This is a genomic window from Brevundimonas sp. FV1ye4L (genome assembly GCF_058681255.1).
The window spans coordinates 649,796-669,009 of sequence record NZ_CM178734.1 but is presented as its reverse complement, the minus strand read 5'-3'; the positions used below and the strand labels follow the sequence as shown (position 1 = coordinate 669,009).

At 66.1% G+C, this 19,214-nt stretch carries 18 protein-coding genes; 7 read left to right on the top strand and 11 right to left on the bottom strand.

The annotated features are described in order from the left end of the window. Positions 1–65: 65 nt before the first annotated feature. Both ACW17X_RS03170 and ACW17X_RS03165 read right to left on the bottom strand, forming a co-directional pair. Positions 66–1,172, bottom strand: a complete 1,107-nt coding sequence (locus tag ACW17X_RS03170; RefSeq protein WP_492099621.1) for a GDSL-type esterase/lipase family protein — start codon at positions 1,170–1,172, stop codon at positions 66–68. Between the two features lie 134 nt (positions 1,173–1,306). Further along, complete coding sequence (locus tag ACW17X_RS03165) at positions 1,307–2,548, bottom strand: glycoside hydrolase 5 family protein (protein WP_492099620.1); 1,242 nt, start codon at positions 2,546–2,548, stop codon at positions 1,307–1,309. 240 nt (positions 2,549–2,788) lie between these two features. Here ACW17X_RS03165 and ACW17X_RS03160 point away from each other — a divergent pair, with 240 nt between their 5' ends. After that, complete coding sequence (locus ACW17X_RS03160; protein ID WP_492099619.1) at positions 2,789–4,678, top strand: BCCT family transporter; 1,890 nt, start codon at positions 2,789–2,791, stop codon at positions 4,676–4,678. A 2-nt stretch (positions 4,679–4,680) separates the two neighbouring features. After that, positions 4,681–5,061: a DUF1622 domain-containing protein gene (locus tag ACW17X_RS03155; RefSeq protein WP_492099618.1), complete on the top strand. Its 381-nt coding sequence runs from the start codon at positions 4,681–4,683 to the stop codon at positions 5,059–5,061. Between the two features lie 2 nt (positions 5,062–5,063). Here the strand turns inward: ACW17X_RS03155 and ACW17X_RS03150 are convergent, their stop codons facing one another. Beyond that, positions 5,064–5,507, bottom strand: coding sequence for a DUF421 domain-containing protein (locus tag ACW17X_RS03150; RefSeq protein WP_492100430.1), 444 nt, complete (start codon positions 5,505–5,507; stop codon positions 5,064–5,066). Between the two features lie 140 nt (positions 5,508–5,647). Here ACW17X_RS03150 and ACW17X_RS03145 point away from each other — a divergent pair, with 140 nt between their 5' ends. Beyond that, positions 5,648–6,919: a cation:proton antiporter gene (locus ACW17X_RS03145; protein ID WP_492099617.1), complete on the top strand. Its 1,272-nt coding sequence runs from the start codon at positions 5,648–5,650 to the stop codon at positions 6,917–6,919. 24 nt (positions 6,920–6,943) lie between these two features. On the opposite strand, the gene ACW17X_RS03140 is transcribed toward ACW17X_RS03145, so the two are convergent. From ACW17X_RS03140 to ACW17X_RS03125, 4 genes are all read right to left on the bottom strand, one after another. Beyond that, on the bottom strand, positions 6,944–8,068 hold the full coding sequence (locus tag ACW17X_RS03140) for an osmoprotectant NAGGN system M42 family peptidase (RefSeq protein WP_492099616.1): 1,125 nt from the start codon (positions 8,066–8,068) through the stop codon (positions 6,944–6,946). 10 nt (positions 8,069–8,078) lie between these two features. Then, positions 8,079–9,848, bottom strand: a complete 1,770-nt coding sequence (ngg, locus tag ACW17X_RS03135; protein ID WP_492099615.1) for an N-acetylglutaminylglutamine synthetase — start codon at positions 9,846–9,848, stop codon at positions 8,079–8,081. After that, positions 9,838–11,613, bottom strand: a complete 1,776-nt coding sequence (locus ACW17X_RS03130) for an N-acetylglutaminylglutamine amidotransferase (RefSeq protein ID WP_492099614.1) — start codon at positions 11,611–11,613, stop codon at positions 9,838–9,840. Before ACW17X_RS03130 ends, ngg begins: the two co-directional genes overlap by 11 nt. Before the next feature lie 103 nt (positions 11,614–11,716). Then, positions 11,717–12,562 (bottom strand): NAD(P)H-hydrate dehydratase, encoded by an 846-nt coding sequence (locus ACW17X_RS03125; protein ID WP_492099613.1) that lies wholly within the window; start codon positions 12,560–12,562, stop codon positions 11,717–11,719. Positions 12,563–12,676: 114 nt separating this feature from the next. Between ACW17X_RS03125 and ACW17X_RS03120 the strand changes: the two genes are divergently transcribed. The 3 genes from ACW17X_RS03120 to ACW17X_RS03110 all read left to right on the top strand — a co-directional run bounded on the left by ACW17X_RS03120 (position 12,677) and on the right by ACW17X_RS03110 (position 15,514). Then, the gene (locus ACW17X_RS03120) at positions 12,677–13,015 is read left to right on the top strand and encodes a P-II family nitrogen regulator (protein WP_008261682.1); all 339 of its coding nucleotides are present in this window, start codon (positions 12,677–12,679) and stop codon (positions 13,013–13,015) included. An 86-nt stretch (positions 13,016–13,101) separates the two neighbouring features. Next, positions 13,102–14,508, top strand: coding sequence for a type I glutamate--ammonia ligase (gene glnA, locus ACW17X_RS03115; RefSeq protein WP_492025479.1), 1,407 nt, complete (start codon positions 13,102–13,104; stop codon positions 14,506–14,508). Between the two features lie 154 nt (positions 14,509–14,662). Further along, entirely contained in the window at positions 14,663–15,514 is an 852-nt protein-coding gene (locus ACW17X_RS03110; RefSeq protein WP_492099612.1) for a DUF6065 family protein, read from the top strand. Between the two features lie 8 nt (positions 15,515–15,522). Here the strand turns inward: ACW17X_RS03110 and tatC are convergent, their stop codons facing one another. Genes tatC through ACW17X_RS03095 form a run of 3 tightly spaced genes read right to left on the bottom strand, consistent with a single transcriptional unit; the run spans position 15,523 to position 17,233 of the window. Beyond that, positions 15,523–16,410, bottom strand: a complete 888-nt coding sequence (tatC, locus tag ACW17X_RS03105) for a twin-arginine translocase subunit TatC (protein ID WP_492099611.1) — start codon at positions 16,408–16,410, stop codon at positions 15,523–15,525. Beyond that, on the bottom strand, positions 16,407–16,991 hold the full coding sequence (gene tatB, locus ACW17X_RS03100) for a Sec-independent protein translocase protein TatB (protein ID WP_492099610.1): 585 nt from the start codon (positions 16,989–16,991) through the stop codon (positions 16,407–16,409). Before tatB ends, tatC begins: the two co-directional genes overlap by 4 nt. A gap of 23 nt (positions 16,992–17,014) precedes the next feature. Then, positions 17,015–17,233, bottom strand: coding sequence for a twin-arginine translocase TatA/TatE family subunit (locus tag ACW17X_RS03095; protein ID WP_492086886.1), 219 nt, complete (start codon positions 17,231–17,233; stop codon positions 17,015–17,017). Positions 17,234–17,343: 110 nt separating this feature from the next. Here ACW17X_RS03095 and rnhA point away from each other — a divergent pair, with 110 nt between their 5' ends. Next, positions 17,344–17,796 (top strand): ribonuclease HI, encoded by a 453-nt coding sequence (gene rnhA, locus ACW17X_RS03090; protein WP_492099609.1) that lies wholly within the window; start codon positions 17,344–17,346, stop codon positions 17,794–17,796. On the opposite strand, the gene ACW17X_RS03085 is transcribed toward rnhA, so the two are convergent. Continuing rightward, complete coding sequence (locus ACW17X_RS03085; RefSeq protein ID WP_492099608.1) at positions 17,793–19,202, bottom strand: MFS transporter; 1,410 nt, start codon at positions 19,200–19,202, stop codon at positions 17,793–17,795. The genes rnhA and ACW17X_RS03085 overlap by 4 nt on opposite strands. Positions 19,203–19,214: the final 12 nt, after the last annotated feature.

Genomic DNA, 19,214 nt, shown 5'->3' with positions numbered 1-19,214 from the left:
CCATGCGCGTTACGCCGCATTTGACTAGTCTTAAACCAATCCGCCTTCGCAGGCGTAAGTCGGACTCATCGATCGGCCCATATGTCGGCGTCGACGTCCAGCATGGCGGCTAAAGCGGCTGCGACGGCCCGATCGTCGGCTAGGTCAGGATGCCAGTGACAGGCGTTCAGCCCCATTCCCGCAACAGGTGCAAAGGCGATGCGTGCATCCCCCTCTGCCCTTAGACGCGCCACCACTCGCTGGGACGCCGCCGCCATTTCGCTGCCCTCCCCGCCCCACGCCACAATGCGCGCGCCGGGCGATCTCAGCCTGAGCCCACGCAGGAAGGCGGCGTAGGCGATCTCATAGTCTTCCGTCAGGACCTCACGGCTCTTCCACCGCTCGTCAGACGTCAATTCGGTCGAGAAGTCGTTGGTGCCCAGGGCCACGACGATAACCTGCGGCCGCCACGTCGCGTCGGCGTACCAGATCTGCTTGTCGAACAAGGAGAAGGGGTAGGCTTGCGGCAAGGTGTCCCGCGCCATGCCGCCATAGTTGCGCACCACGCCTCGTCCCGAAATAGCGTTCACCTGGTAGTCGGCGTCATATCGCCTGGCTATTAAGCCCGCGATCCCGGCGCCGGTGTCCGTGGTCTCCCACACGGTCTCGGCAGAGCAGTCGCGCACCGATGTGGTGTTGGCGTAACCCACGGTTTGGGAGTCGCCGATGAATTCGATCTGTCGAGCACGGGCGCCGACGACCATGGCGCGGGCCGGCACGCCGAAGACGCCTTCGAAATGGACCGGCGCCGCCTGGTTCTCGCTGACGATTTCGATGCGCAGACGGTGGTCGCCGTCAGCCAAGCCGTCGATTCGATGCAGGCCCAGGACCGGCCTCAGGACGGAGACCGCCTGGCCGTCCACCGTCACGCGCAGATGAACATCACCTTCTCCCGTGCGGAAAAACACCTCTCGGCCGCTGAAGGCGGCTTCGAAATAGGCGCCGGGCCATTGGCTGAAGTAGGCTCCGCCTCGCTGCTGCACCCTGCCGCCGACATGCAGAGGAAGGGATCGACTACCCGCCTGAACCTCAGTCGCCGGGGAAACCTGCAGCGTCTGGGCGCTGGCTGCATAGGGCGCGCTCATGGCGACAGACAGCAAGGCCGCGCACCAAAGAATCTTCACCCTGTCCATTCGCCACTCCCTCGCCAGCATCTGCGCGCCATACGTCCAAGCTTGACCGGCGTCCACCCAAGGCAGGGGCATATGACTAACTCGTTCCCCCCCTGCCGTTTGCGCAATCGACCATCTGTCCGAGGGGGTGATCATCAGACGGTGAATGCGCGCATGGCGGAGGCGTGCATCCGAATACGCGCACGGGTGGAGGCGTCGGTGTCGAACACGCCGTACCAACCCTGCGGCTCATGCGGCGGATCGCCCAGCCAGGCTGCGTCGCCGGCCTTGAAACGATGGTCGCGGTGAGCCGCGCGGCCCTCGCCGTTCCAGGCCCAGAAGTTGGTGCCCGCGATCGGCCCGCCGGCGCGCGCATCGTTCAGCGCCGCCTGGTAGATCGTCTCGTAGAAGTCGTCCCGCATGGTCGTAGGAACGGATGGATCATACAGGTCGCCGTCGCGGGGATATCCAAACTCTTCGATGACCAGCGGCTTGTTCAGGCCGCGCGCGATGTCGACATGCTGGGCGATGTAGTCGGCCGTCTGCGCCTTGGCGTTGGCGTGGGTCCCGGCCATGTTTTGCCGATCCAGCCAGCCCCAGTTGCCGGGCCAGATATGAGCCGTCACATAGTCAATATCAGCCGAAAGGTGGGTGTCGACGACGATGTCGGCTTGCTCTCCCGAACCCTTCAGCCCCTCGCTGCCGGTCGAAACCAACTGGTTGGGGGCGATGGACTTGATCAGGCTCGCGGTGCTGTTGACCCAGGTCAGGAAGGCCGGCTGGTTCTGGCGCACTTTTTCCGCATCGCCTGCTGCGCGGGGCTCGTTCGCCAGCTGCCAGCTCATGATCGTCGGATCGTCGCGATAGGCGCGGCCCGTCACCGTATTGGTGCGACCGACGACGGCGCGGATATAATGATGATAGAGGGCCACCGCTTCTGGGCTGCGATAGAAGTCGGCGTTCATGTCGGCGAATTCCGGCCAGGGATGGGCCGGATCGTTCATATTGATGTAGCGACCGCCGTTGACCCAGTGCAGGTAGGTCATCATCCCGCCCGACCACTCCCAGAAGTTGGTCAGATATAGAACCGCCTTCATGTCGCGCCTGGCCATCTCGGCCAGGGTCCGGTCCAAGCCCGCCAACAGCGTCTCGTTGTAATCCGTTCCCCGATCGCGGAAGGCCGGACGCACCGAATTCGTCAGCGGGGACAGTTCGGCTGAGGCGGAGACCCGGATGTTCGTCACCCCGTCCGCCTTCAAACGATCAAGCTCGCGTCCCAGCCGAGCGTTGTCGCCGTAGTCGGCCGCAGCGCCCAGCCAAGGCAGGTACCAGGCGTTGGCGCCCGCGTAGCGATAGGGCTTGCCGTTCACTGTGAAGGACGCGCCTTCGCGCCGCACGAATCCTGCGGGTGAGGCCACTGCGGGCATTGTGGCGCAGGCTGCGGCGCCAGGAAGCGCAACCGCCGCTGTGGACGCGGAGAGAATTTGTCGGCGATTGAACATGAAGCCCCCTTAGCGTTTATGGAGCTGGCTTGACGGCGGAGGCAAGCGATAGCGCGTTGAGCGCCGTCACCGCCGGGCCAAGGCGTCGCAACCTTGCGCCAACTGTCACGCTATAGGTCCATGCTCAGATCCAAGATGAACCCGCGAGTCTTCTGGGGCGCCAGCCTGATCGTGGCGATTTTGCTGGCCGCCGCTGTTGCCGCGCCCGGCGAATCCGACCGGATGTTCCAGGCCGCCCAAGCCTGGGTGATCGATACTTTCGGGTGGTTCTATATCGCCTCGGTGGCCGGATTTCTGGCGCTGGTGCTGTTTCTGGCCCTCGGCCCGACCGGGGCTTTGAAGCTGGGGCCGGACGATTCCGAGCCCGACTTCCCCTACCTTTCTTGGCTGGCGATGCTGTTCGCGGCTGGCATGGGCATCGGCCTGATGTATTTCGCGGTGGCCGAACCGATCCAGCATTACGCCAGCCCGCCCGAGGCTCGGCCTCAGACCTTCGGCGCGGCGCGCGAGGCGATGGTCATCACCTTCACCCACTGGGGGGTTCACGCCTGGGCCATCTATGCGCTGGTGGGCTTGAGCCTGGCCTATTTCGCGCACCGCAAAGGCCTGCCCCTGACCCTGCGATCCGGTCTGGCGCCGCTTCTGGGCAAGCGAATCAATGGGCCGATCGGCGATGCGGTGGACATCTTCGCCATCTGCGGCACCCTGTTCGGGATCGCCACCTCGCTGGGCCTGGGCGTCTCGCAGATCAACAGCGGGCTGAACTATCTGACCGGCCTGCCCAACACGCCCTGGATGCAGGTCGGACTGATCGTGCTGGTGATGGCCGGGGCGACCGCGTCGGTCCTGACCGGGCTGGACAAGGGGGTTCGGCGGTTGTCGGAGCTGAACCTGGTTCTCGCCGTGCTCCTCATGCTGTTCGTCCTGGCGGTCGGGCCGACCGGTTTCCTGCTGAAGGCGCTGGTGCAGAATTTCGGTCTGTATTTAGACCATTTCTTCGTCCGGACATTCAATCTCTACGCCTACGAGCCCCGCGGCTGGATGGCGAACTGGACGCTGTTCTACTGGGCGTGGTGGATCGCCTGGTCGCCGTTCGTGGGCATGTTCATCGCCCGGATTTCACGCGGGCGGACCGTGCGCGAATTCGTCATCGGCGTGCTGCTGGTCCCCACCGGCTTCACCTTCCTGTGGATGACGGTTTTCGGGAATACCGCGATCAATCTGGACGTGGGCGTGGCGGCGGGCGCGATTTCGGAGGCGGTGACGGCGGACCTGTCGACCGCCCTCTTCCGCTTCTTCGAGGAGCTACCGGGCGCAGCCGTCACCTCGACCCTCGCCGTCCTGCTCGTGGCGGTCTTCTTCGTCACCTCGGCGGATTCGGGGTCTCTGGTGATCGACACCATCGCCTCAGGCGGAGCGGACGACACCCCGCGCTGGCAGCGGGTCTACTGGTGTTCGCTCGAGGGGCTGGCCGCGGCCTTGCTGCTGCTCGCCGGCGGGCTCGGGGCCCTGCAGGCGGCGACCCTGGTGGCGGCCCTGCCCTTTGCGGTCATCATGATCCTGCTGGCCGCCGGACTGGTGCGGCAGATGAACGCCGATCTCGCCGGCCGAGCCGTCGAGACGGAAGGTCCGCCCCTGGCCGAACAGCTCAAGCGGATCCTGTCGCCGGCCAACCGTCGCGACATCGAACGCCAGATCGAACAGGTCGGCGCGCCCGCGCTCGAAACCGTCAGGGCGGGCCTGCTGTCCGAAGGGCTGGAGGCGGAGGTCACGCGGGACGAAAGCGGCCTGTCCCTGACCACCTCAACCGGCGCAGGTCCCGCCTTCCACTACAGGCTCGTAGCACGCGAGCGCCCTCGCCCCGCCATGACGGCGCTGGACGCCCCGGAACGACGCCGCGCGATGGAATGGCGCTTGTCCGCCCGCTCCGACGGCGCCGGGCGGCCCCGCGACCTGACCGGCTTCACACGGGAGCAGATCGTCGCGGATGTGCTTGACCACCTGCACCTCTGGCGGACGGGCTGAACATGCTGAGCGACGTCCACGCCTTCATCCAGCCGTTCGCCATCCTGCTGGAGCTGGTCGGCGCCGGCATCATCGTCGGCGGCGTGGGACTGGCGACCATCCTCTTCTGCCTGAAAGGCGCGCGGGATCGCAGCTGGCGCGACGCCTACACCAACTACCGCGCCAACCTCGGGCGCGGCATTCTTCTCGGACTGGAGTTTCTTGTCGGCGCCGACATCATCAGCACGATTACGGCGCCGCTGACCCTGGAAACCGTCGGCATGCTTGGTCTCGTCATCCTGATCCGGACCTTCCTGAGCTTTGCCCTGGAGACCGAGATCGAGGGCTGCTGGCCCTGGCGCAGGGCCGAGCTGCTGGAGACCCGCAAGACGGATCAGCGATGATGTCAGCCTGACTGCGGCAAGGCCGTCAGAGACCCGTCGGTTTCCAGGAATACGGCCTGCAGCTGGTCAAGACGCAAAACCCCGGCCGATCGCGCCGCGGCCAGCATCTCCCCCTCGGTGACACGCTGTCGTCTCATCGCCCCCCGCAACAACTCCCCGTCTCGCAAAAGAAGCGTCGGCTCGGCCTTGACCAGTCGGTCGATCCGCTTGAACCGGACGGAGGCGGCGGTGACGACCAGTTGCATGACCACCAGCGCCAAGAGCGCGATCAGGCCTTCGACCAGCGCGAGCGACCTGTTCGTGATGATCGACGCGAGGGTGGAGCCGATGGCGACCGTGACAACCAGGTCGAACGCGTTCAACTTCGATAGCGTTCGTTTGCCCGACACCCGCAGAACCAGCACCAGTGCGGCATAGGCGGCCGGCGCGATGATCAATATCCGCACTATGCCGAACCAGCCGTCGAACAGAGCTTCTGGAAGAGAATTAGAGGACATGGCAGACAAACCACCACGGTGGACGGGAGTTGCGTCCAAAGGTCATCTGTCGCGCTAAGGCCGGCCTAAATTCACATCACGCGGACGCCATGACGCCCATCCACCTCTCTCCTTTTGACGCAGCCGCGATCCTGATCGTGCTCAGCGCCGTTCTGGGCTGGATCAATCACCGGTATTTCCGGCTTCCCGGCACGGTCGCGATGACGCTGATGGGGGCGGTGGCCTCGCTCGCCGTCGTCGGCGTCGACGCCCTCTTCCAGGACAGCAACGTCTCGGCGGAGGTGAGCCGGTTTCTCGAGGACATCAATTTCCACGACACCCTGATGAACGGCATGCTGTCCTTCCTGCTGTTCGCCGGCGCCCTCCATGTCGACATCGAGCACCTTCGGCGCGGGCGATGGCAGATCGCCATTCTGAGCACGATCGGCGTGGCGGCTTCGACCCTGATCGTCGGTTTCGGCCTGAAGGCGCTCACCAGCCTTGTGGGCATTGATGCGCCGCTGATCTGGTGTTTCGTGTTCGGCGCCCTGATCAGCCCGACGGACCCGGTCGCGGTCATGGGCGTGTTGAAGACCGCGAAGATCCCTCCGACCCTTCAGGCCACGATCGCGGGCGAGAGCCTGTTCAACGACGGCGTCGGCGTCGTGGTCTTCTCGATCCTTCTGGCGAGCGCGGTCGGCGGCGAGGCCTTTTCAATTCCGCATGCGGGCGAGCTGTTCCTGGTGGAAGCCCTGGGCGGGGCGGTGCTCGGCGCCGTCGTCGGTTGGGTGGCCTACCGAGCCATGAAGATGATCGACGACTATTCCGTGGAGGTCATGATCACCCTGGCGACCGTCATGGGCGGCTACGCCGTCGCCCTGGCGCTTCACGTCAGCGGGCCTGTGGCCATGGCCGTGGCCGGCCTGATCGTCGGCAATCAAGGCGTCAGCTACGCCATGAGCGACACCACCAAGGACTATGTGCTGAAGTTCTGGGCCTTGATCGACGAAATCCTCAACGCCGTTCTGTTCCTTCTGATCGGACTGGAAGCCGTCGTCCTGGCGGACCGTATCGGCTTGCTCGGACTGGGTCTGCTGACCATTCCCCTGGTGCTGATCGCGCGCGCCGTGTCCGTGGGCGCCCCCCTCCTCTTCTGGCGACGCCTTCTCCCGATACGGCTGGCTTTTCCGGTCATGACCTGGGGCGGCCTACGCGGCGGCATCTCCATTGCGTTGGCCCTCTCTTTGCCGGCCGGGCCGATGAAGGACGTCATCCTGGCCGCGACCTATATGGTCGTCCTGTTCTCCGTCCTCGCTCAGGGCGCGACAATCGGCGGTCTGGTTCGTCGTAGCGCCAGGCAACTGGACGCCGCTTCGGAGTGATCGCTTTGGTCTACGCGAGAGCGATCAATCGTGGTCCTCATCGAGCGGTTGGTGGGTGAAGCCCTTGACGTCGCTCAGCGGCTTGGCGTCGCGGCCGATCTCGACCTCGCTTTCGGCATAGGCGATCAGCAGGCGCGTCAGGTCCGCCAGCGCGCTTTCGTGGATCCGTTCATAGCCGTGGCTGGCGTCGACGCCGAAGGTGACCAGGGCCGTCCGGATGTCGGCGCCCGATTCCAGCGCCGAGGCCGAGTCCGAGCGGTAGTAGCGGAAGACGTCCTTCTGGTGCGGAATCTCATGATCGCGGGCCAGCTGGACCAGTTTGCGCGTCAGGTGCCAGTCGAACGGGCCGGTCTGGTCGGCCATGGCGATGGTGACGCCGAACTCTGACGAGTTCTGGCCCGGGGCGGTCGTGCCGTTATCGACCGTGACCATGGCCGCCACGTCGGGGATCAGCACTGACGAGGCGCCCAGGCCGACCTCTTCGGCGATGGTGAACAGCCACCAGGTGTCTACCGTCGGGGTGCGGTCTTCACGGATCATGCATTCCAGGGCGGCCAGCAGGGTGGCGACGCCCGCCTTGTCGTCCAGATGGCGCGAGACGATGAAGCCGGTGTCCATGAACTCCGGCTGGGGGTCGATGGCGACGATGTCGCCGACGTCGACGCCCAGGGCCAGGGTGTCGTCGCGCCCGTGGGTCACGGCGTCGATGCGCAGTTCGATCTGGCGCCAGCTGACCGGCTGGGTGTCCACCTCCTCGTTGAAGGTGTGGCCCGAGGCCTTCAGCGGCAGGATGGTCCCGCGCCAGGCGCCGCCTTCCGAAAAGATCGTGGCCCGCGCGCCCTCGGCGAAGCGGGACGACCAGTGACCGATGGCCACCAGCTCCAGCCTGCCATTGTCCTTCACCTGTTTGACCTGGGCACCCAGGGTGTCGACGTGGGCGACGACGGCGCGGGCGGGCTTGGGCGTGCGGCCCGGCAGCCGGGCGCGAATGGCGCCGCGCCGGGTCAGCTCATACTCCAGGCCCAGACGCCCCAACTCCCGGCACAAGAGCCAGACGGCCTCGTCGGTATAGCCGGTGGGGCTGGGCGTGTTCAGCAGATCGGCGAGACGGGCCTTGAGGTAGTCTAGGTCTATCGCAGGACGGGCCAAGGGGCCTCCTTCAGACGTCGGCCCGGACCACGGCGCGCGCCGAGGTCGGGGCGGACAGGGGAAACAGCAGATCGACGAAACGCTCGGCCGTCGGCTGGGGTTCGTGATTGGCCAGGCCGGGGCGTTCGTTGGCCTCGATGAAGGCGTAGTCGGGCTCGCGCGGCGACTTCACCATCAGGTCGATGCCGGTGACGGGGATGTCGATGGCGCGGGCGGCGGCGACGGCGGCGCGGATCAGGGTCGGATGCACCTCCTCCGTCACATCATGGATGGTGCCGCCCAGGTGCAGATTGGCCGCCTTGCGCACCAGAACCTCGGCGCCGTCCGGGGCCACATCGTCCAGCCGATAGCCGGCCTCGGCCAGGGTCCGCTCGGTCTCTTCGTCGATGGGAATGGTCGATTCCCCGCCGGTGGCGGCGGCGCGACGGCGGCTCTGATGCTCGATCAGGGCGCGCAGGGTCGAGCGACCGTCGCCGACGACACGCGGCGGCCGACGCAGGGCGCAGGCCACGACCTTGTAGTCGATCACCACCAGACGCAGATCCTCGCCCTGGACCTGCTCCTCGATCAGAACCTCGGAACAGATGCGGCGCGCGCGGGTCAGGGCCGTCTGCACCTCCCTCATGGTCTTCAGCCCGACCGCGACCCCCTGGCCTTGCTCGCCCCGCGCCGGCTTCACCACCAGGGCGCCATAGGTCTCCAGCGCCGCGTCGATGGCGGACAGGTCGTCCGGGTCGATCCGCTCGGGCACGCGGACCCCGGCGCCCTCGACGATGCGCCGCGTCATCCGCTTGTCGTCGCAGATGCTGAGCGCCACGGCCGAGGTCAGCTCCGACAGGCTCTCGCGGCACCGCACCGACCGGCCGCCCCAGTTCAGGCGAAACAGCCCGCCCTCGGCGTCGATGATCTCGGTATGGATGCCGCGCCGCCGCGCCTCGTTGACGATGATCCGGGCATAGGGGTTCAGGTCGTGGTCGTCGGTCGGGCCGACGAACAGGGCCTCGTTGATCGGGTTCTTGCGCTTGACCCCGAAGAAGGAGACGCGACGAAACCCCAGCTTCTCGTACAGGGCGATGGCCTGGTCGTTGTCGTGCATGACCGACAGGTCCATGTGGGCCAGGCCCTGCGTCTTGAAATGCTCGGCCAGACGCCGGACCAGGGCCTCGCCGACGCCCGGCTGGGTCGCCTGGGGATCGACCGCCAGACACCAGAGCGACGAACCGCATTCGGGATCGTCGAAGGCGCGGGCGTGATTGACCCCGGTCACCGTGCCGATCACCGCCCCGGTCGTCGTATCCTCGGCGACGAAATAGGTCAGGGTCCGGTCGTCCCGGTGCGACCAGAAGAAGTCCGGCGGGACCGGCACCATCTTGCGCTTGGCGTAGATGTCGTTGACCGCCTGGGCGTCCATTTCCGACGTCATGCGGCGGACGGTGAAGCCCCTCGGCTGGCGACGGCCGGTGCGATAGGTGGCCAGTTCCAACCGGTAGGTGTGCGACGGATCCAGGAACAGCTCCTGCGGCGCCGAGGCCAGCAGGACGTGCGGATTGCGGACATAGAAGGCGATGTCGCGACGATCCGGTCCCTCGGCGCGCAGGGCGTCCACCAGGGGCTCGGCCGTCTCGAAGGTCTGGGCGAACAGCAGCCGGCCCCAGCCGCAATCCAGCACGGCGTTGGGGCTGGGCCCCTCTCCCGTCCGCACCGGCGGCTTGAGGCCTTCGTGGCGCAGCCGCTTCAGCCGGTGCGCCTTGGACCGTTCGGGTCGGACGTCAGACGCCATGCTGTTGCATCCACATCTCGAGCACGGCGACCTGCCACAGCTCCGACCCGCGCAGCGGCGTGATATGTTCGGTCGGACTGGCGAACAGGGTGTCCAGATAGGCCGTGTCGAACAGGCCCCGGTCGCGGGCGGCCGAATTGGTCAGGGCCTCGCGCACCATCTCCAGATACGGGCCCTGGATGTATTTCAGCGCCGGGACGGGGAAATAGCCCTTCTTGCGGTCGATCACCTCGGACGGGATCACCAGACGCGCCGCCTCCTTCAGCACCCCCTTGCCGCCCTGGGCCAGCTTGTGTTCGGGCGGAATCCGCCCGGCCAGCTCGACCAGTTCGTGGTCGAGGAAGGGCACGCGCGCCTCCAGACCCCAGGCCATGGTCATATTGTCGACCCGCTTTACCGGATCGTCGACCAGCATCACCTGGCTGTCCAGGCGCAGGGCCTGATCGACCGGCGTGGCGGCGCGGCCTTGGGCGAAATGGGCCTCGACCAGGGCGCGGCTGACGTCGGTGTCGGCCATATAGGCGCCGTTCAGCTGGGTCTTCAGCGTCGCATGGCTGCGGTCGAAGAAGGCCTTGGCGTAGGTCTCGACCGGGTCGGTCGTCTCCAGCATCGGCGGGTACCAGTGATAGCCGGCAAAGACCTCGTCCGCGCCCTGGCCCGACTGCACCACCTTGATATGTTTCGAGACTTCCTGGCTCAGCAGATAGAAGCCGACATTGTCGTAGCTGACCATCGGCTCCGACATGGCCCCGATGGTCCCCGGCAGGGCCTCCATCAGCCGCTGATGCGGCACGAAGATCTGGTGGTGTTGGGTCCCATAGTGTTTGGCGATCAGGTCGGAATAGACGAACTCGTCGCCCTTCTCGCCATTGGCCTCTTCGAAGCCGACCGAGAAGGTCATCAGATCCTTCTGGCCCAGTTCCGCCAGCAGGCCGACGATCAGGCTGGAATCGACCCCGCCCGACAGCAGGACGCCGACAGGCACATCGGCGACCATGCGGCGCTTCACCGCCTCGCGCAGACTGTCCAGCACCCGGTCGCGCCAGTCCTCGGCGGTCAGGGCCGCGTCCTCGGCATGGCGGGTCATGTCCGGCCGCCAGTACAGCCGGTCCATCGCCGTCCCGTCCGCCTCGATCACCCGGATCGTCGCCGGCGGAAACTTCTTCACGCCCTTCAGGATGGTGTGCGGCGGCGGCACCACGGCGTGGAAGGTCATATAGTGGTGAAGGCCGACCGGATCGATGGTCTTGTCCACGTCGCCCGCGGCCAGCAGGGCCGGCAGGGTCGAGGCGAACCTCAGCCGCTGGCCGCTCTCGGCCAGATACAGCGGCTTGATGCCGAACCGGTCGCGGGCGATCACGGTGCGGCCGGTATCCCGCTCATGCAGGACGAAGGCGAACATGCCCTTGAACCGCTCGACGCAGGCCTCGCCCCAGGCCTTCCAGGCCTTGATGATGACCTCGGTGTCGCCGTGCGAGAAGAAGCGGAAGCCCAGCCCCTGCAGCTCTTCGCGGAGTTCAGGATAGTTGTAGATGCAGCCGTTGAAGGCCAGGGTCACGCCCAGGTCGGCGTCGACCATCGGCTGCTGCGCCGCCTCGGACAGGTCGATGATCTTCAGCCGTCGGTGCCCCAGCCCCACCGGGCCGCGCATCACAATGCCGGACCCGTCCGGTCCCCGAGGCGAGAGCGCATCCGTCATGCGTTGGACCGCGCCGGCGTCGGCTGGTCGTCCGTCGAAATTGATCTCGCCGCTGAGGCCGCACATGGGCCCTCCGTGAATTGTGGAAGCAGCGTGTTGAAACGGCCAAGTTCGGAAAGAGTTCACTCCTGGGAGTGTTTTCGTACGGACGAAGTCGTGGACAAGGCGATCAATCTCGAAGCGCGCCCTCGCCATCCGACCGCAGGCCCTTCAGCGACTGCGGCATGATTTCGCTCAGGTCTTCCGCAATCAAGCCCGGCCCAAATCGGTCCGCCGCATCGGCGTGAATCCAGACAGCGGCGCAGGCGGCGTCGAAACTGTCCATCCTCTGGGCGATCAGTCCGCCGATCATGCCGGACAGGACATCGCCGGTTCCCGCCGTCGCCAGCCAAGGCGAGCCGTTCCGATTGATGCGCAGGCGGCCGTCAGGCGCCGCGATGACAGTTTCCGCGCCTTTCAGCACGACGATGGCCTGGGCGCGCCGGGCCGCCTCCACGGCCGCGCTCGTTCGGCCTTTGCGGAGAAGACCGGGAAACAGACGGTCGAACTCCCCCTCGTGCGGCGTCAGCACGTCGTCCCGGTCCAGAACGGCGAACAGTTCGGCGCTCCGCCCCTTGAACACCGACAGCCCGTCGGCGTCGATCACCAGGGCTGCGCCGCTCAGGGCCAGGGCCTGGACATTGTTGACGGTCGTCTCGTCCAGACCGGCGGCCGGTCCCACCACGACGGCGTCCATCTCCTCGACCTCGCGGGCCAGGCCGTCCGCAGTGGCGAAGGGCGTCAGCATGATGGCCTCGATGGCCGGAGCGATCACTGCGACCGCATCCGGCGGGCAGAAAATCCGCACAACCCCTGCCCCGATCCGCAACCCTGCCCGCGCCGCCAGCCGCGCCGCCCCGGTCTGGTGTGCTCGCCCGGAGACCACGCCAAGACGGCCCCGCGCATGCTTGTGCGTTTCCGCGCCCGGCCACGGAAGAAAATTGCGCCATAAGGCGGGGTCGTTGGTTTCTATCATCCGGGCTCCGAATATCCGTGACTTTTCTGCGAAAACCGCTTGCTTTGAACGGCCTTGATGTGTCCCATTCCCGCCCGAGCGCCGTGGCATTCCGCCCGCCGCTCAGGGGTCGCCATGAAGAAGATTGAAGCCATCATCAAGCCTTTCAAGCTGGATGACGTCAAAGAGGCGCTCCAGGACGTCGGCGTGCAAGGCATGACCGTGCTGGAGGCCAAGGGATATGGCCGCCAGAAAGGCCATTCCGAACTGTATCGCGGCGCGGAATACGTCATCGACTTCCTGCCCAAGATCAAGATCGAGGTCGTCGTCGCCGACGATCTCGCGCCGGCCGTGGTCGAGGCTATTCAGACCTCGGCCCGCACCGGCAAGATCGGCGACGGCAAGATTTTCGTGTCCGACGTCGCCGAAGTGATCCGTATCCGCACCGGCGAGACCGGGGCCCAGGCCGTCTGAGTTCGCGTACCCTCCTCCGTCGCTCGGCCCCTACGGAGTCGTGTGTTCGGTTCCTCCCCAACGACCAAAAAATAGGACTTCCGAGAATGAGCGCCAGCAAGATCCTCAAGGAGATCAAGGAGAAGGACGTCAAATACGTCGACGTTCGCTTTACCGACACTCGCGGCAAGCTGCAGCACGTCACCTTCGACATCGACTTGGTCGATGAGGATTTCCTGAACGAAGGCACGATGTTCGACGGTTCGTCCATCGCCGGCTGGAAGGCCATCAACGAGTCCGACATGCTGCTGAAGCCGGACCTGACCACGGCCTATATCGATCCGTTCTATCAGCAGACGACCATGTTCCTGTTCTGCGACGTGCTGAACCCGGACACCGGCGAACCCTATAACCGCGACAGCCGCTCGATGGCCAAGAAGGCGCTGTCCTATGTCCAGTCTTCGGGCATCGGCGACATCGTCTATTTCGGCCCGGAAGCCGAGTTCTTCATCTTCGACGACGTGCGCTGGTCGACCCAGCCGCACAACACCTCCTACTCGTATGATTCGACCGAACTGCCGGCCAACACCGGCGCCGAATACACCGAGGGCAATATGGGCCACCGCCCTGGGCCCAAGGGCGGCTATTTCCCGGTCAACCCGGTCGATTCCGGCCAGGACCTGCGCGGCGAAATGCTGGGCGTCATGCGCGACCTGGGCCTCCAGCCCGAGAAGCACCACCACGAGGTGGCCCCGGCCCAGCACGAACTGGGTCTGAAATTCTCGGACCTGCTGACCATGGCCGACCGGCTGCAGCTCTATAAGTACGTGATCCACAACGTCGCCGCCGCCTATGGCAAGTCGGCGACCTTCATGGCCAAGCCGATGTTCGCCGACAACGGCTCGGGCATGCACGTCCACATGTCGATCTGGAAGGACGGCAAGCCCCAGTTCGCCGGCGACAAATACGCCGGCCTGTCGCAGGAATGCCTCTGGTACATCGGCGGCATCATCAAGCACGCCAAGGCCATCAACGCCTTCGCCAACTCGACCACCAACAGCTACAAGCGTCTGGTCCCCGGCTACGAAGCCCCGGTGAAGCTGGCCTATTCGGCCCGCAACCGTTCGGCCTCGATCCGCATCCCGCACGTCTCGTCGCCGAAGGCCAAGCGTCTGGAAGCCCGCTTCCCCGACCCGATGGGCAACCCCTATCTGACTTTCGTCGCCCTGCTGATGGCCGGCCTGGACGGGATCGAGAACCGGATCGATCCGGGCGCGCCCGCCGACAAGAACCTGTACGATCTGCCGCCGGAAGAGCGCGGCTCGATCCCCGAGGTCTGCGGCTCGCTGCGTGAAGCCCTCGAGAACCTCGACAAGGACCGCGCCTTCCTCAAGAAGGGCGGCGTCATGGATGACGACTTCATCGACAGCTACATCGAGCTGAAGATGGAAGAGGTGATGCGCCTGCAGCTGCACCCGCACCCCGTCGAATTCGACATGTACTACAGCTGCTGATCGACTCGGCAGTCTGACTTCAGGAGAGCCCCGGATGGTCTGCCATCCGGGGTTTTTCTTTTCCCCGCGTAACCGTCACGGGTTGGACATGCGGCTGTCCTAAAGCCAAAGCGCCCGCTCCATAGGGCCAGGTTGGCGGCATACGAGACTAGAAATGACCAAGCGTTTGAAGGGGTCTGTTCCAGCGCGTCCCAAGGGCGCCCCGGTTCGCGCGGCTGAAACCGAACTGGTCTGCTATGTGCGCGAGGGCTGGGCCCCACGCGTCGCACCCGCCTCGCCCAAGCGCGACTGGATGACAGACACCCCCGACAGTTTCGCCTATCGCTGCCTGCCCCTCGCCATCGCCAATACGCATGGCTGGGAGATGCTCAGCCCCTGCGGCTTCAAGGCCCGCTGGCACGGCGGTGTCGACGCCAGTTCGGTCGAGATCGTGCTCGATCCCGGCTCGGACCCGAAGCGGGGGCCGGTCTCCCTGTTCGGCAGCGGAACCCTGACCTTCCACGTCGACGGCATCATGCGCACCTCGGAGGGCTGGAACCTGTGGGTCGGCGGCCCGCCCAACGCCATGAAGGACGGGATCGCCCCTATGGGCGGCGTGATCGAAACGGACTGGTCGCCCTATACCTTCACCATGAACTGGCGTTTCACCCGCCCCGACGTCTGGATCCGGTTCGAGGAAAACGAGCCCTTCTGCTTCTTCTTCCCCACGCCGCGCGGGGTGCTGGACCGGCTTAAGCCGGAGCTGCGGCCGATGGAGGACCAGCCCGAGATGTTGCAGACCTTCGACGCCTGGCGGGCGTCACGGCTGGCCTTCCAGGACTGGGTCAAAAGGACCAAGCCCACGGCGCCGGCCGATCAGTGGCAGAAACTCTATTATCGCGGCCTGCACCCCGAGGGCCATGCCGGCCCCGACGACCATCAGTCCAAGCTCAGACTGTCGCCCTTCCGCCAGACCGGCTCACGGCGGGTCTGCCCGGTGGATCACACGGACAAGAAGCGCGGCTGAACTTGGGACTAGGCCAGGCCCTCCGCCTCGTCCGTCTTCTTGCGGCGCAGCTCGATCAACCGCACGCACCAGATCGACACCTCGTAGAGGATGACCAGCGGCACGGCGAGCATCAGCTGGCTGATCGGATCGGGCGGCGTCACCACGGCCGCCACCACCACCACGGCGACGATGGCGTAGCGACGCCCCGAGGCCATGACCTTGGAGTTGATCAGTCCCGCCAAGCCCAGCAGGGTCGTCACGACCGGCAGTTGGAAGCAGAGCCCAAACGCCAGCAGCAGCGAGGTCACCAGGCTCAGATAGTCAGAGATCTTCGTCGTCTGGGCCACGGAAATCCCGTCGCTGACCACCTGCTGTCCCAGCGAGAACAGCATGACGAAGGGCAGCATGACATAATAGACCAGCGCCCCGCCCAGGCAGAACATCACCGGCGCCGCGAGCAGGAAGGGCAGGAAGGCCCCGCGCTCATTGCGATACAGACCAGGCGCCACGAACCGGTACAGCTGCCAGGCGATGACCGGGAAGGTCAGGACCGCCGCACCGAAGGCCGCGATCTTCATCTTGGTGAACAGCTGTTCCAGCGGCGCCGTGGCGATCAGCTGGACCACGGCCGCCGAACCGGGCGGATAGGGCTTCAGCCCCATCATGGTCGCGATCAGCTCCAGCGGATTGGCGTGTCCGCCCGAGGCCAGGGCCGCCGCGTGGATGGCCGCCGCCGCCTGATAGGGTTTGATCAGGGCGATCTGGATCTGGTTGGCGAAGGCGAAGCACAGGATGAAGCCCAGGGCGAAGGCGATCACGCAGACTAGCAACCGTCCGCGCAGCTCGATCAGGTGATCCATCAGCGGCGCACGCGACGCCTCGATCTCGGCCTCGTCACGATCAGAGAAAGTCAAAGCTCGGCGGCCTTCTTGCGCGGGGTCCGGGGCTTGGCGGGCGTCTTGGCGACAGCGGCCGGAGCAGCCTCAGTCTTGGCCTTGGCCTTGGCCTTGGCGGGCGCACGCGTCTTCGCCCCTGTGTCGCCAGCAACCTTTGTCGCCGTCTTGGTCGCGGCGCGCTTCGGTTTGGGTTCGGCCGCGGCCTGCGCCTCAGCCAGGGGCGGCGTGTCCGGCCACTCATCGGCCGTCGGCGTCACGGCCGGCTCTTCAGGCGCAGGCAAGGCCGCCGAAGTCGCGGGACCCGCCAGACCCGCATTGATTTCCTTGAACGCCGCATCGGCCTCTGCGCCCAGGGGATACATGGCCCCCTGCCCGGTCCGCAGCGCCTCGACCTCCTTGCGCAGGTCGTCCAGCTCGGACTGACGCGCCATCTCGTCGAAGCTCGAGCGGAACTCGTTGGCCATGGCCCGCGCCTTGGCGACCATCTGACCCACGCGACGCATCAGCATAGGCAGGTCCTTTGGCCCCACCACAAGCAGGGCCACCAGGCCGATCACCACTAATTCGAAACCCCCAATACCGGGGCCGAGCCCGCCCATGCGTCAGCCCTTACAGACGACGACTAGCGCTTCAGCTCTTCCTTTTCCGCATCGGTGCGCGGCAGCGAGCTGACGCCGTCGTGCGGGCCGTCCTTCTTGTCGTCGTCCTTCAGGCCGTCCTTGAAGGCGCGGATGCCCTTGGCGGCGTCGCCCATGATGCCCGACAGCTTGCCGCGTCCGCCGAACAGCAGGGCGATCACGACGATGACGATGGCCCAATGCCAGATGCTCATGGCGCCCATTGGATAATCTCCTCGAAGGGACCGATGATCGATCCCATCCACTATTCTTCGACCCGCATATAGGCGCAGTGATGGCCCCACGCCAAGGGAGGCTGTAGGTCTGCGCGACCATGAGTCTCTCCGATCACGTCATCATCCACACCGACGGCGCCTGCAAGGGCAATCCCGGCCCCGGCGGCTGGGGCGCCCTGCTCCAGGCCGGCGGCGGTCACGAAAAGGAATTGTGGGGCGGCGAGGCCAATACGACCAACAACCGCATGGAGCTGATGGCCGCCATCATGGCGCTGGAGGCCCTGAAACGCCCGTGCAAGGTCGAGCTTCATACCGACAGCAAATACGTCATGCAGGGCATCACCGAATGGATGCGCGGCTGGAAGGCGCGCGGTTGGCTAACCGCCGACAAGAAACCGGTCAAGAACGCCGACCTGTGGCAGCGCCTGGACGCCGCCCGGCTGAAGCACGACGTCAAATGGCGCTGGGTCAAGGGTCACGCCGGCCATGAATTGAACGAGCGCGCCGACCAGTTGGCGAATCGCGGCGTCGCGGATCTGAGGGCGCGCTAGACCGCCTCGACCTCCTTCTCCGGCTCGGCTGTGCGCCGCCGGATGCGCGCTCCGCTCATCACCGCGCCGAACAGAGCGGCGACGGCGGCCAGCTCGAAGCCGTGACGCACCCCGGTGGTCGGCGCCGCCGACAGCAGGAAGGCCACCACGACAGCCCCCAGGGACTGGCCCAACACCCGCGCCGTGCCCAGGGCGCCGCCTGCCGCCCCGGCCCGCTCACGCGGAGCCTCCGACAGCAGGGCGCGGTTGTTGGGCGACTGGAAGAAGCCGAACCCGGCCCCGCACAGGGCCATGCGCCAGATGATGTCGAACTTCGACGAATCACCGTCGAGGAAGCTCAAGCCCATCAGCCCGCAGGCGAACAGGCTCAGACCTATCGCCCCCAGGATCCCGGCCGAATACCGATCCGACAGCCACCCCGCCAGCGGCGCGGCGAACATGGTCGCCAGCGGCCAGGGCGTCATCAGCAGCCCGGTCTCCACCGCGCTCAGCCCCAGCGAACCTTGCAGGAAGAACGGCAGGGAGACGAAGGCCATCATCTGGGCGGTGAAGGAGATGATCGAGGTCGCCACCGACAGGGCGAACATCGGCCGCGCCAGCAGATCCAGTGGAATCAACGGCGTCTTGCTGGGCCGCTCATGCCGCACCAGCAGCACCCCGGCCGCCAGCCCCAGACCGGTCAGGCCAAAGCCCAAAATCGAGGCCTCGCCGTGGGCCAGGGCCTGCATCCCGGTGATGACGAGCCCAAAGGCCGCCGCGCTCAGCGCCGCCCCGACCAGGTTCAGCTTGCGCTTCTGCAACGGATTGTGCGGCAGGGTGAAACCGGCCATCGACACCGCCAGAACCCCCAGCGGGATGTTCAGCGCGAACAGCCATCGCCATTCGCCCAGGCTCAGCACGGCGCTGGCGATGGTCGGGCCGGCGGCGGCGGCCATGGAGACGATCACCGCATTGATCCCGACCGCCCGGCCCAGCAGCCGCTGCGGGTAGGTGAACCTCACCAGGGCGCCGTTGACGCTCATGATCCCCGCAGCGCCGAAGCCCTGCAGCACCCGCGCCAGGCTGAGGGTCAGGATCGAATCGGACAGGGCGCAGGCCAGAGAGGCCAGGGTGAAGACCGCCAGCCCCGCCTGCGACACTCGCCGATAGCCGACGATCTCGCCCAGCGACGCCAGCGGCAGAAGCGCGACCACGATAGCGATCTGATAGGCGTTGACGATCCAGATCGAGGCGGCCTCGGACGCCTGCAGATCCTGGGCGATAGACGGCAGGGCCACATTGGCGATGGCCCCGTCCAGCACGGCCAGGGTGATACCCAGTCCGATGGAGACGATGGCCCAGTACCGCGTCGGCACCGGCAGTCCATCCGGAGAGGGGGCGGCGGCGGGGATCGGACGGGCGGGCATCGCCCTCGAACG